We start from the raw sequence: 12,498 nt of genomic DNA on the forward strand, positions 1-12,498 counted from the left end.
CACAAGGAACAGACCATCACCGGCGATCCCACCTACGCCACCGGCCCGCAGAGCGGCGGCGCGCGTCCCTGGGTCGAATGGAAGAACTGCACCCAGACCACACCCATCACCGCATGATGCCCTGACGACGTCTTCGGTACGGATGTGAGCACGGGCCGTCGCGTGTCAGCGCAACGGCGGCGCCATCTGGAGGCCCTCACTCGCGGCACGGGCCTCCAGATGGCGCCACATCGCCGCGACATTGAACGAGGTGCCCAGATCGGGCAGTTCGGCCAGGTCCTCGTCACTCACCGGCCGCAGTGGTGCACCGGTGCCGGCCACCGCGAGGGTGATCCGCGCCAGCGAATCCACCGCCAGCGCGCGGGTGACGGCGGTGGCGACGGCCTCGGCGGGATCCCCGCCGCCGACGGCGACCAGACCGTGTCCCTTGAGCACCACCACGGGTCGGTCGCCGAGCGCGCCGGCCATCTGTTCGGCCAGGTCACGGCGGCGGATCAGTGCCGAGCGCGGCCAGACGGGTATGCCGTCGTGCGCCAGGCGCGCGGCGGGGATGTCGTACGAGCCGATGAGCGGGAGCCAGGGGAGTCCGGCGGCCGATACGGCGACGACCGCGGGCGGATGCGCGTGCACGACCGCGGTGACATCGGGCCGGGCGCGCAGGATCTCGGTGTGGATGGGCAGTTCGTTCGGCGCCGCCCAGCCGTCGGTGCTCACGTCCTCGGCGTGGTGGCTCCGGCCTTGGGCGCCGGTCCTGCGGCCGTCGAGGCCGACCTCCTGGATGTCGTCCACGACGGTGAAGGCCAGCCCTCGTTCGCGAGGGCCACGTCCCCGTACCAGCAAGGTCCCGGCTCCCACGCGCGCGCTGACATGGCCGAGGATGTGCTCGACCAGACCAGTGACGGCCAGCACACGGCACGCGATGGCGAGGCGCTCGCGCAGTGCTTCGTACTCGACCGGCGTCAGCTCACTGGGAGCCGTTTCCCATGGCCGGGGCCGGTCCGCCGCCCTGCGCTCGGTCATCGGGCGCTCTCCCGGAGAAATTGAGATGGTATTTTGGTATGACCTTAAACCATTGCTCGGAGAGCCGTCAATCGAGCGGTCGGCCATGGGACACTGTGCGCATGCCAACCCGACCCAGGAGCCAGCCTCCGGCAGTCAAGACCGGTGGCGACACGCCCGCCGGGCGACTTCCCGTGCCCGAAGAGCTGTTCAAAACCGTTTCCTCCAGCCGTGTCTCCCAGGTCATCGTCGATCAGATCCGGCTTCTGCTGAAGGAAGAGCGTCTGAAACCTGGTGACCGGCTGCCCAGTGAGCGCGAGCTGTGTGTGCACTTCGGTGTCAGCCGTGTGACCGTACGCGAGGCGCTGCGCATCCTTGAGGCGAGCGGACTCGTGGAGATCCGGGTCGGCGCCCGGGGCGGTGCCTTTGTCACCACACCGGACGCACGTCAGGTGGGCGAGGGCCTCGCGACTCTGCTCTCCCTGTCGCCGCTGACCGCCGCCGAGGTCACCGAGGCGCGGCTCGTCGTGGAGCTGGGCATCGTCCCGCTGATCGTCGAGCGGGCCACGCAGGAGGATCTGGACGCGCTGCGGGTGATGTGCGACGAGCACGCCGAGGCGCTGGAGCGCGGCGAGTACACCATGGAGCTGTCCGCGGACTTCCACACCCGGGTCGCGGCCTGTACGCACAACGCGGCGATCAAGATGCTGGTGGAGTCCTTCCACGGTCCGCTGCTGATGAGCCTCCGGCAGGCGCAGACGGTCGAACCGCAGATGGGCCTGCTCGGCTCCAAGGAGCACCGGGACTTCGTGGAGGCTGTCGCCGCGCGTGATCTCGATGCCGCGACGGCGACCATGAACGCCCATCTCCAGCGGACGGCGTCCCGGGTCAAGGAGGAGCACGCCGAAGGGTGACACCACCGGGTGACACCGGTCGTCCCACGCGTCTCTTCCTTTCCCGCAGTCCACTCCCGCAGTCCACTCAGTCCGTGACTCCACCGGCCGATGAGCCGGACCGGCGCCCCATGACGGCTCTCCGTCATGGGGCGCCGTGCTGTTTCCGGGAGGGCCGGGCCGTTCCGGCGCCATGCCGTCCCAGGGGTTACCAGCGACCCTCGCAGGTATTATGGTTAGACCACTGATACTGACCTACTGCGTCACACACATGCCTGCACAGCACAGGAGGACCCATGGGCAAGAAAGGGCGCGTCTTCGTCCGCGGCCTGACGTCCGAGACCTACGGTCTGGACGATTTCCGTCAGCGGCAGCTCGCGGTGGACCGCGTACGTGACGACTCCGTGGTCGTCGACGACGCCAAGGTCGGCCACTCCGGCGACAGCGAGCAGTCCCGTACCTGGTGGCGGGTCGGCCCCGGTGACGAGGACTTCCTCACCCAGACGATCCAGGTCCACTTCGTGGAACTGCCGCCGGAGTCCAGCAACCACGGACACGGCCACCAGAACGAGGCGGCCTTCTACATCCTGCGCGGACGCGGTTACGAGATCCATGACGACCAGCGCTACGACTGGGCCAAGGACGATCTCGTCTTCGTCCACACCGACTCCGTCCACCGTCACTTCAACCCGTACGACGAGACGGCTACCGCGCTGGTCGTCAAGGCCAAGAGCACCTGGATGTTCATGGGCCTGTGGCAGCAGGGCCGCAGCGGTCCGGTCAAGCGCGAGGCCGAGTTCGGGCCCCGTGAGGAGTGGTCCTCCGTGTGGACGCCGGGCGTTCTGGACCGCAAGAAGGTCATCAGTGTGTCGGACACCAAGTGGGAGAACACTCCGCTCGGCCGCGTCCGTGTGATGTCCTCCCCGGAGCGCGCCGACGCCCGGATCTTCTCCATCGACGCCTTCGAACTCGACATCGCCGCCGGCAGCCGCTCGGGCAAGTACTGGAAGATGGCCGACGAGGTCCTCTATGTCCTCGAAGGCGGCGGCTACGCCCTTCAGTGGGAGGTCGAGGCCGAGATCGCCGAGAAGTACTACGCCCGGGTCGCTCTGGAGCCCACGCGGTACGAGATCACCCAGGGCGACACCCTCTATGTGCCGCAGAACCACATCTGCCAGCTCTTCGCGGCCGACGGCACACCGCTACGTGTTCTCTCCGCGCAGAACCGAGTGTTCAAGCACCTCGGTTACGACAATGTCCACTTCCTGGAAGACGCGCCCGAGTACACCAAGCGCTGACCGCCGGACACAGCACAACGGACAAGGCCGCGTCCCCGGCGGGGACGCGGCCTCCTCCGTTTCTGTTCGGGCCGTTGCAAGTTCTATGCTCCGGCCGAGGAACCGTCCGCCGCGCTCTCCTCCGCCGCGGCGATCAGATCGTCGGCACCGAGCAGCGACGGCTCGCGCGCCGTCTCCAGCCGCAGGGCGAGCGCACCGTGCACCGTCTTGCGTATCCGCCGCCCGTCCAGACCGGTGAGCAGCTTGCCCATGCGCCGGTGCAGCGAGGTGTCCTCGGCCAGCGGACGCAACGCGGGCCACTGGGCGGCCAGTTCACGCAGCGAGTCGGCCACGATGAGCGGAATCACCGACTCGTCCGGCAGGGCGGTCCGTACGACGAGGTCGGCGCGGGAGAGAAAGGCCTCGTCGACCGCCTCGGCGAAGTTCGTCGTGACCACCAGCAGCGTGCCGGGACGTTCGGCCCGCAGCGCGTCCAGACCGCTGAGCACGGCGTCCGTCGCCCGGTGGACATCGACCGGATTGGTGTCGAACGAGGCCGCCTGTCTGCGTACGGCCAGCGCCTCCACCTCGTCCACCAGGACCAGTGTGTGCGGACGGCGCGCGGCCAGTTCGGGCAGTGTCTCGCGGAAGAGCCGGGAGACCGAGCGCTGGCTCTCGCCCAGCATCTCGCTGGGAAAGGCATGCGGATCGACCTCGACCAGTGTGGTCGCGCCGTGCGGCGCGAGTGTCCGCGCGGCGGCCTGCGCGAGCCCTTGGGCCAGCGTCGTCTTGCCGGTGCCAGGCGGTCCCGCGAGCACCACGAGACCGTGCGGGGCCACGGCGGAGCCCGCGAGCCGCGCCCCGTGCCGGAGCACGAGGACAGCGGTCGCGAGCAGCCGTTCCTTGATCCGTGGGTCGGTGATCACCGCGTCCCACGGTCCGTCGTGATGGCCGGCGGGCAGCGCGTGGATTCCCGCCACACCATGGGGCAGTGCCGCGATCACGGTGTCCGCCTTCCGCTCATGGCCAGGTGGGCCGCTGGAGCTCCGGCCACTCGATGGTCGACGGGTCACCGGCCTGCGCGTCGCGGATATGGTCCGGCGGCTCCTCGAAGAGCACCAGCGGATCGCACAGCGCCCGCATCGTCTCCAGCAGACTGTCGAACATATGGATACGGACGACCTTCGCCGTGCGCGACGGATCGGTGTTGATGTGCTGGTGCCACAGGAAGTGGTCGACGACGATGAGATCGCCCTTCTTCCACGGGTGCCGCTGACCGCCCTCGGGCTCGGTGCCCAGATAGCTCTCGCCCGAGCCCTCCACCACATACAGCCAGGCCTCGCCCGGATGACGGTGCATCGACTGGGCCCGGCCCGGACCGATCTCGAACATGGCCATGGTGATGCCCGAGGCCTGGTAGCCGATCGCGCGGTCGAGCAGGAAGGTGGTCCGGGTGCCGCGCGGAGTGTTGCGCAGTTCGAGTTCGTCCCAGCTCGTGTGCAGCCGGCCGGAGCGACGGGCCTGCTGGTCACGGGCGAGACGGCGCAGCCGCGCGGCGTACGGGTCGGCTCCGTCGCGTCCCTCGGAGAACGGCGGGCGCGGCGGGAGCTCCGAACAGGGCGTGTCTCCCGCGTCCTCGATGAGAGCCATTCCCATGGTCTCCAGGAGCGGTTCGCTGGAGAACGTCAGATAACGCGCCGTGGTGTCACCGGAGTTGCCGCTGCGGTGCCAGGCCCACGCCGGGAAGTGCAGCGAGTCGCCCGGTCCCCATTCGACGCGCTGCCCGTCGATCTCGGACCAGCCCCGCCCGGCCACCACGAACACCATGGCGTCCCATGAGTGACGGTGTGCAGTGGTCGTCGTTCCCGGGTCCATCTCATGGGCGAGGGCGTCCATGGTGCGGGTGGGCCGGTCGCCGTCGGCGCCCACATACACACCGACACGGCTGCCCCGCGAGGTGGTGTGCATCTCGACGTCCTCATGTGCGACGACGGTGCGATGGTTGGCCCGCCACTCCTCGATGAACTGGGCGCGTCGGCGTTTCTGCACGTGGTAATGGGTGACTTCGGTGGTGGTGTGCGTACTCATACTGCCTCCCTGCGATGGGTGGGCGGTTGTCGGTGTGAATGGAGAGGCTCGCCGTGTGCCATGGGCCTCGGGGCGGGTCAGGTGGTGGCGGGCCGTGCCTTCCGTACGCTGTAGTCGCGGACCGTACGGCTGCGGGCGGCGCTCAGTCCGGACACGGCGGCCGGGACCAGACCTCCGAGTGTGAGCGCGAGCACGGGACCGGTCACACCCGCGAGCGCGCCGATCACCGTGTCCCCGATCGCCGGACCGCCCCGGGAACACATCTGGTAGATGGCGGAGACCCGTCCGCGCAGTGTGTCCGGTGTCTCGACCTGTACGGCCGCGTGCCGGACGGTGGTCGCGAGCGCGTCCGCGGCGCCGAGCGCGAGGGCCATGACGATCGCCACCGGGAACACCCGTGACTGCGCGAGCCCCACCACGGCGAGCCCGTACGCGGCCGTGCCCCACAGCACGAGATGGCCCGACCGCGCCGTACGGACCAGTCTGAAGACCCATACGGAGCCGATCAGGGCTCCCGCCGAGGGCGCGGCGGAGAGCAGACCGTAACCGGTGGCCCCGACATGCAGCACGTCCTCGGCGAACGCGGGCAGCAGCACCCGGTACGCGCCGAACACGGTGGCGGCCAGATCCAGGCCCATCAACTGCCAGACCACGGGCCTGCGGCCGATGTGGCCGACGCCCTCGCGCAGGCTCGCCAGCAGCGACCGCCGCTCCTCGTCCACGGCCAGTGGCGGAACCCGCAGCACCGCCAGAACGACGACGAGCACACCGTAGGTGACGGCGTCGAAGACATAGACCGCGCCGGGCCCGCCGGCCGCGATGAGCAGACCGGCGAGTGCCGGGCCGGTGAGCACCGCCAGCTCGCGCGAGGGATTGAGCAGCGCGAAGGCGTCGACGAGCCGGTCCTTGGGCACCATCGCGGGGATGAGCGCCTGGCGGGCCGGCTGGTCGAAGGTCGCCGCCGCCGTCGCCAGCAGCGAGGAGACGACGACGGTCCAGACGGTGGCGGCGTCGGCCAGTGTGACGACGGCGAGACCGGCCGCGACGAGCAGGGCCAGACACTGGGTCACCTGCAACAGCCGCCGCCGGTCGAGCCGGTCCGCGTAGATCCCGCCGAGCGGCGACAGCACCAGCAGGGCGACGGCCTGCGCGAGGCCGACGAGTCCCACCTGCGCGGTGGAACCGGTGAGTTGGTAGACCTGGTAGAGATTGGCGGCGACGGCTCCCCGTGTCCCGATCTGGGACAGGATCACGCCGCCCCAGTAAAGGGTGAAGTCGCGATTGCGCAGCACCTCGGGTATCGCCATACGGAAGCAAGGGCCTTTCTCTGTCCTGGTGGCCGGTGCGGACGGCCGGCCCGGTGGGCGGTCCTGGGCGCCGGGACCGGCCACCGGCGCCCAGGACGTCTCAGTCGACGGGGACGAGCGTGACCTTGTCCGGCGCGACGGTGAGATGCACCTCGGTGCCGGGCGGGATCGACACCGTGGGGTTGGAGCGGCTGCGGATCTCCAGATCCCCGACTCCGGTGATGTGGTCGATGGCGTCACCGAGGAAGGCACGCGTACGGACCTTCCCGGACCACTCGTTGGGCACATCGCCGCGCGGTGTGGTGGAGACGTCGATGGACTCCGGGCGGATGGAGAGAAGGACCGAGTCCCCGACGGCGGGCGTCCTCGGACACTCCCGGGCGATCAGCCGTCCCTGTGTGGTCTCGACGGCCACCTCGTCGCCCGTCACCGACACCACCCTGGCCTCGATGAAGTTGGACGTGCCGATGAACTCGGCGACGAACCGGGTGGCCGGCTTGGTGTAGATCTCGCGCGGCTTGCCGATCTGCTCGATACGGCCCTCGTTCATCACGGCTATCCGGTTGGACATCACCAGCGCCTCGGACTGGTCGTGTGTCACATAGATCGCGGTGAGGTTCAGCTCCCGCTGGAGCCGCTTGAGCTCGAAGCGCATGCTCTCGCGCAGCTTGGCGTCCAGATTGGAGAGCGGCTCGTCGAGCAGCATCAGCTCCGGCTGGGTGACCAGCGCGCGGGCGAGCGCGAGACGCTGCTGCTGGCCGCCGGAGAGCTTGGTGGCGGGCCGTGACGCGTACGCGCCCAGCTCGATCACATCGAGCACCTGATGGACGCGCTCCTCGATCTCCTTGCGTCCCGGGCGCTTGGCCCGGGGCATCACATCCAGCGGGAACGAGACGTTCTTGAAGACCGACATGTGCGGCCAGATCGCGTACGACTGGAAGACCATGCCGAAGCCGCGCCGGTTGGCCCGGAGATTGACGCCCTTCGTGGCGTCGAACAGCACCCGGTCACCGAGGCAGACCCGGCCGGCCGTCGGCTGCTCCAGGCCCGCGATGGAGCGCAGTGTGGTGGTCTTCCCGCAGCCGGACGGGCCGAGCAGGGTGAACAGCTCACCGTCGCGGACGTCGAAGTCAACCCCGTCGACGGCGAAGACACGCGTGCTGTCGGCGGACTTGCGGCGGCGCGCCGCGCCCGCGGACGATTCATAGCTCTTGGCGAGGGATTCGACAGTCAGCATCCCTGGTGTCCCTTCGGGCAGGTGCTAGTTCGACGAGTCGCCCTGGAGCCCGAAGCGGGCTCCCAGGCGGTAGGCGATGGAGACGAGCAGAACGAGGATCAGGACCATGCAGACGCCGAGGGCGGCGAGCGTGGTGAACTGGCCGTTCTCGAACTGCTCCCAGATCAGGACCGACAGCACTTCCTTGCCGGGGCTGTAGAGCAGGATCGTGCTCGACAGTTCACGGAACGAGACGACGAGGATGTAGACCCAGCCGGCCAGGATGCCGCTGCTCATCAGCGGCAGCAGCACACGACGGAAGGTCTGGAACCACGAGGCGCCCGAGACCGCCGCCGACTCCTCCAGCTCCGGCGACATCTGGGCCATCGCCGAGGAGGAGTAGCGCATCCCGTACGGCAGATAGCGCGTGCAGTAGGACACCAGCAGGATCAGCAGCGTGCCGTAGATCGGCAGCGGCATCCGCAGATAGACGAAGGAGAGCGCCAGACCGAGGACGAGTCCCGGGATCACGATGGGAGTGAAGGCGAGCAGATCCAGCATCCGCCGTCCCGGAGCCTTGGTCCGCAGCACCACCCAGGAGACGATCGAGGTGAGGAGCATGACGGCCGTGGCCGCGCCGACACCGACGATGAGCGAGTTCTTCAGCGCGGTGAAGGCGAGCGGCATGTGCAGGACTTCGTTGTAGTTCTCCAGCGACATCGTGCTGAGTGTCTTGCGCGAGGGCGCCGCGTAGTACTTCAGCAGGGACGCGTAGACGAGGACCGCCACCGGCAGGACGACCGTGACCAGGAAGTACACGATCACTCCGGCGCCGACCCACGGCCGGGCCCGCCCGAGATCCACCGGCCGCGGCCGGAAGGCCTTGCCGGTCACCGTCTGGAAGTTGCGCGAGGAGCGCTGGAGCCAGCCGGAGAGCAGCACGCCGGCCGCCGCGATGAGCAGCAGTCCGATGGCCAGGGCGCCCGCGGCGCCGTAGTCGATCGGATAGGCACGCAGCACGAAGTAGATCCGGCTGGTGAAGACGTAGATGCCGTTCTGCAGGCCCAGCAGGCCGGGCACCTCGAAGCTCTCCAGCGACTGCACGAACATCAGCAGCGCGGCCGAGATCATCGCCGGGCGCAGCAGCGGGACGGTGATCCGCCGCAGTACGGTGCTGCGCCGGGCCCCCGACATGGCCGCGGACTCCTCCAGCGAGGGATCCATCGCCCGGAAGGCGGCGACCATGAGCAGAAAGGTGACGGGAGCCAGGTGCAGTCCCTGCACCCAGATCATGCCCCACACACTGAATATGTTCACCGGTGAGGCGCCGAACAGCGGTTTGAAGATGAGTGTGTTGATGACACCGCTGGACGGATCGCCGAGGAAGATCCACGAGGTCGCGTAGAGGATGCCGGGCACGATCAGCGGCACCAGCGAGGCCGCGAAGAACAGGCCCTTGAAGGGAGTGTCCGTACGCACCTGGATATAGGCCAGCACCGTACCGAGCACCAGGGCGAGCGCCGCGGAACCCAGCGCGAAGCCCAGCGAGTTGAGCATCATCGAGCCGGCCTGCGAGTTGCCTCCGTAGGCGCGCGAGAACGCGCCGAAGGAGACTCCCGTACCGGTGCTGTTCAGGAAGGTGTCATGGACGAGATAGCCCAGTGGTACGAGGGCGAGATAGCCGACGATCACCACGGCGCCGCCGACCAGGAGCCCCTGGAAGGAGAGCAGCCGACGCAGCAGCGCCGCGAGCCGGCCGGGAGCGGTGGGCTCGGGAGAGACGCCCGTACCGGATCTCCCGCGGTCGCCGCCCTGCGAGGTGGTGGCGGTGGAGGCCAGTGCCATCGCCGGTCACCGCCCCACCGTGTCGGCGCCGCGCAGCAGCGCGTCGTACTTCTTGTCCCAGACGGTGTCGTCCTTGGTCAGGCCCTCGACATCGAACGGTACGAGGGTGAGCCCGGCGATGCTCTTGTCGCCCGGGACCTCGGTGGACGGGGTGAGGCCGAGGTCCACGAGGGTCTTCTGGCCATCGGTGAGCAGCCAGTCGTAGAACAGCCAGGCGGCGGCCGGGTGCTGGGCGCCCTTGATCATGCCGACTCCGTTGGGCCGGGCGAAGGCGGGAATGGTGGAGACTCCGTTCGCGGGCAGATGGGTCACGGGCGCGCCGTCCTTGGCGGCTCTGGCGGTGATGTACGTGTAGTTCATCGCCTCCATCGAGGTCTGGCCCGCGGTCAGGAACTGCATCATCGTGGTGTGACCCTTGGCGACCTTGGAGTTGGCGGCGATCGCCTTCCAGAGGGAGTCCACCTCGGCCTGTGACTTTCCGTGGTCGAGCCAGTACTTGGTGACGTTCTCGTACCAGTCGCTGTCGCTGATCTCCATGGTGATCTGGCCCTTGTACTTGGGCAGGGCCAGGTCCTCCCAGCTCCTGGGCTCGTCACCGGGCTTGATCTTCGTGGTGTTCCAGGCGGGCTGGAACACATTGAAACGGGTGGCCGTCCAGTGGTCGAACTTCCCGGCGGACTCGACCTTGTCGAGTCCGGAGCCGTTGTAGTCGGCGAGATGGCCCTTGCCGGCGAGGATGGCCATCTCCGCGAAGTTGGTCTCGATGACATCGGCGCCGGGCCGGCCGGCCTCCTGCTCCTGGAGTGTCCGCTGGAGGACGGTCTCCGAGTTGCCGCGGAAGACACTGACACGGATGCCGTACTTCTTCTCGAAGGCCTCGGCTATCGGAGTCGCGATGTCGGCGGTCATCGAGGTGTAGAGGGACAGGGTCTTGCCCTCCTTGCCCGCCAGGTCCTCCGCCTGCGCGCGTTGCTCGGTCCTGGCCAGCCCTTTCAGCCGGCCGTAGACCTCGTCCGCGTCACTGTTGGAGGAGCCCGGCACGCCGCCGCACCCCGCGACGAGCGTCGCGGCCAGCAGACCGGACACGGAGAAGGTCAAGTTACGGGTCCTCATACGGGTGCGCTCCTGTGGAGAGGTGCAAACGGTGAGTGGGTCAGCCGGCCTTGGGAACGCCACGCAGCAGGGCGTCGTAGTCGCCGCTCCACTTGGTGCCGTCCAACTCGGCGGTCTTCGAGAGGCTGTAGGTGGTGGTGCCGGCCGGGATGGGGTCCTTGAAGCCCGGGACGGAGGAGGCCGCCGGGATACGCAGGGACTCGGCGATCGCCTTCTGTCCGTCGCTGAGCACCCAGTCGGTCCACAGCAGCGCTGCGGCGGGATGCCTGGGCCGGGACATGAGGCCGACTCCGTTGGGTCGCAGGATCACTGGCTCCACCACGGGCCGCCATGCCACGGGCGCGCCCTTTTTGGCGGCCTTGTCGACGGTGTGGCTGTATACGGACAGGGCGACGGCGAACTGTCCCGCGCTGAGCAGTTCGCCCTGCACCGTGTGGCCCTTGGTCACCTTTACATTGGCGGCGATCCTTTTGAAGAGGTCGTCGGCATCGGATTGGCTCATGCCCTGCTCTTCGGTGAGATACGTGTGCATCGACGCGTACCAGTCCCAGTCGCCGATCTCGACGGACAGCTTGCCCTTCCACTTCGGATCGGCGAGGTCGGAGAAGCTCTTCGGCTCCTGGCCCGCCTTGACGAGATTGGTGTTCCAGCCGATGACGAACGCGTTGAAGCGCTCCGCGGTCCAGCCGCCGAGTCCCTTCGCGGCGTCCTTGAGACCGGCCGCGGACGGTCCCGTGTAGGGCGTGAGCAGGCCCTGCTTGTCCAGTGCGCGCAGTTCGAGGTCATTGGTGTCGACCACGTCGTTCTGCGGCTTGTTGGCCTGGTTCTCCTGGGAGATCCGCTGGAGGACCGTCTCGGAGTTGGCCCGGAAGGCGTTGACCTTGATGCCGGGATAGGCCTTCTTGAAGCCGTCGACCAGGTCCTGGATATCGGTGTTCGAGGTGTACAGGTCGAGCTGCGCGCCATCGCTCTTCGCATCGGCGAGCAGTCGGTCGGTACGTGCTTTCCCGGTCAGCGAGGCGTAGTCGGCGTAGGGGTCGGTGGATCCGGCGGAGCCGCCGGGAGGCTGGGTCGTGGGAGAGGAACCGCAACCCGTGAGGATCAGTCCGGCGGCCAGAAGGCCGGCTGTAAGAGCACCATGTCGCATCGCACACTCCTGTGGCGAAGCCGGTCGCGGCCCTCATCGGCGGGCGGTGAGGCGCAGGCAGTAAGGGAGGGGACCGGACGGCGGGCTGTTCATACGGTGGTGATGTCCGAGCGTTGCCGCTTGGGTCCCTGCATGAAACACCAGGTTCGGTCTTATGGTCTAACCATGCGACGTCGGTGTTACCTTATTGTTACCGACGGATTGTCGGTAGATTGAACCGTTGACTTTCGGACACATCGCAGACTTGTGCGAAGGCCCTTGCCGCGCCTCTGAACAGGGCCGGATTCCCGTGGCCGGCCCAGGTGGCGCACGGTCTCGGACGTGCGGATCCGAGGTTTCAGACACGTGGATCCGCGCCGAAGACCAGTGACTTGATCGTGACGGGCACGGTGTTCGACGGATGGCGCAGCCGCCCGATGTCGATGTAGTCGAAGTCCCTCAGCCGCAGCCCGTCGATGACGAGGAGCGCGCCGGAGACGCCGAGTTCGTCCCGGAGCAGCCTGCCGAGCGTCATGGCGACATCGCCGTCGAGCACGAGATACACGGGCCTCCCGCGTGCGGTGCGGTCCGCGAGGGCGTCCCGCAGGCCGCGGGCGAAGGCCAGCAGCCGCCG

Annotated in this window: 11 protein-coding genes; 2 read left to right on the plus strand and 9 right to left on the minus strand. The window is 68.3% G+C overall.

Annotated elements, in window-relative coordinates:
* Positions 1 to 165: 165 nt before the first annotated feature.
* Positions 166 to 1,020 (minus strand): 3,4-dihydroxyphthalate decarboxylase, encoded by an 855-nt coding sequence (locus GA0115259_RS07200; RefSeq protein ID WP_093592525.1) that lies wholly within the window; start codon positions 1,018 to 1,020, stop codon positions 166 to 168.
* Positions 1,021 to 1,121: 101 nt separating this feature from the next.
* Between GA0115259_RS07200 and GA0115259_RS07205 the strand changes: the two genes are divergently transcribed.
* Both GA0115259_RS07205 and GA0115259_RS07210 read left to right on the plus strand, forming a co-directional pair.
* On the plus strand, positions 1,122 to 1,913 hold the full coding sequence (locus tag GA0115259_RS07205) for a FadR/GntR family transcriptional regulator (RefSeq protein ID WP_093592528.1): 792 nt from the start codon (positions 1,122 to 1,124) through the stop codon (positions 1,911 to 1,913).
* A 275-nt stretch (positions 1,914 to 2,188) separates the two neighbouring features.
* Positions 2,189 to 3,190 (plus strand): cupin domain-containing protein, encoded by a 1,002-nt coding sequence (locus GA0115259_RS07210; protein ID WP_093592531.1) that lies wholly within the window; start codon positions 2,189 to 2,191, stop codon positions 3,188 to 3,190.
* Positions 3,191 to 3,273: 83 nt separating this feature from the next.
* Here the strand turns inward: GA0115259_RS07210 and GA0115259_RS07215 are convergent, their stop codons facing one another.
* The 8 genes from GA0115259_RS07215 to GA0115259_RS07250 form a co-directional block, all read right to left on the minus strand.
* Positions 3,274 to 4,173 (minus strand): AAA family ATPase, encoded by a 900-nt coding sequence (locus GA0115259_RS07215; protein ID WP_093592534.1) that lies wholly within the window; start codon positions 4,171 to 4,173, stop codon positions 3,274 to 3,276.
* A 16-nt stretch (positions 4,174 to 4,189) separates the two neighbouring features.
* Positions 4,190 to 5,257 carry a cupin domain-containing protein gene (locus tag GA0115259_RS07220; protein ID WP_093592537.1) on the minus strand — a complete coding sequence of 356 codons (1,068 nt, stop codon included), beginning with the start codon at positions 5,255 to 5,257 and terminating at the stop codon, positions 4,190 to 4,192.
* Positions 5,258 to 5,334: 77 nt separating this feature from the next.
* A complete protein-coding gene (locus GA0115259_RS07225) occupies positions 5,335 to 6,564 on the minus strand; it encodes an MFS transporter (RefSeq protein WP_093592540.1) in 1,230 nt (409 codons plus the stop codon).
* Positions 6,565 to 6,664: 100 nt separating this feature from the next.
* Complete coding sequence (locus tag GA0115259_RS07230; protein ID WP_093592544.1) at positions 6,665 to 7,801, minus strand: ABC transporter ATP-binding protein; 1,137 nt, start codon at positions 7,799 to 7,801, stop codon at positions 6,665 to 6,667.
* A gap of 24 nt (positions 7,802 to 7,825) precedes the next feature.
* Positions 7,826 to 9,625 (minus strand): ABC transporter permease, encoded by a 1,800-nt coding sequence (locus GA0115259_RS07235; RefSeq protein WP_093592547.1) that lies wholly within the window; start codon positions 9,623 to 9,625, stop codon positions 7,826 to 7,828.
* A gap of 6 nt (positions 9,626 to 9,631) precedes the next feature.
* Entirely contained in the window at positions 9,632 to 10,738 is a 1,107-nt protein-coding gene (locus GA0115259_RS07240) for an ABC transporter substrate-binding protein (RefSeq protein WP_093592550.1), read from the minus strand.
* 40 nt (positions 10,739 to 10,778) lie between these two features.
* Positions 10,779 to 11,885 (minus strand): ABC transporter substrate-binding protein, encoded by a 1,107-nt coding sequence (locus GA0115259_RS07245; protein WP_093592553.1) that lies wholly within the window; start codon positions 11,883 to 11,885, stop codon positions 10,779 to 10,781.
* A gap of 337 nt (positions 11,886 to 12,222) precedes the next feature.
* On the minus strand, positions 12,223 to 12,498 hold a 276-nt coding region (locus tag GA0115259_RS07250), incomplete at its 5' end, for an ethanolamine ammonia-lyase reactivating factor EutA (RefSeq protein WP_176732461.1).

Source organism: Streptomyces sp. MnatMP-M17, from assembly GCF_900091995.1.
Lineage (GTDB): Bacteria > Actinomycetota > Actinomycetes > Streptomycetales > Streptomycetaceae > Streptomyces.

Bases quoted from the DNA above. Each gene is read 5' to 3' on its own strand.
- GA0115259_RS07200 (WP_093592525.1), bottom strand. From the start codon at position 1,020: ATGACCGAGCGCAGGGCGGCGGACCGGCCCCGGCCATGGGAAACGGCT.
- GA0115259_RS07205 (WP_093592528.1), top strand. From the start codon at position 1,122: ATGCCAACCCGACCCAGGAGCCAGCCTCCGGCAGTCAAGACCGGTGGC.
- GA0115259_RS07210 (WP_093592531.1), top strand. From the start codon at position 2,189: ATGGGCAAGAAAGGGCGCGTCTTCGTCCGCGGCCTGACGTCCGAGACC.
- GA0115259_RS07220 (WP_093592537.1), bottom strand. From the start codon at position 5,257: ATGAGTACGCACACCACCACCGAAGTCACCCATTACCACGTGCAGAAA.
- GA0115259_RS07225 (WP_093592540.1), bottom strand. From the start codon at position 6,564: ATGGCGATACCCGAGGTGCTGCGCAATCGCGACTTCACCCTTTACTGG.
- GA0115259_RS07230 (WP_093592544.1), bottom strand. From the start codon at position 7,801: ATGCTGACTGTCGAATCCCTCGCCAAGAGCTATGAATCGTCCGCGGGC.
- GA0115259_RS07235 (WP_093592547.1), bottom strand. From the start codon at position 9,625: ATGGCACTGGCCTCCACCGCCACCACCTCGCAGGGCGGCGACCGCGGG.
- GA0115259_RS07240 (WP_093592550.1), bottom strand. From the start codon at position 10,738: ATGAGGACCCGTAACTTGACCTTCTCCGTGTCCGGTCTGCTGGCCGCG.
- GA0115259_RS07245 (WP_093592553.1), bottom strand. From the start codon at position 11,885: ATGCGACATGGTGCTCTTACAGCCGGCCTTCTGGCCGCCGGACTGATC.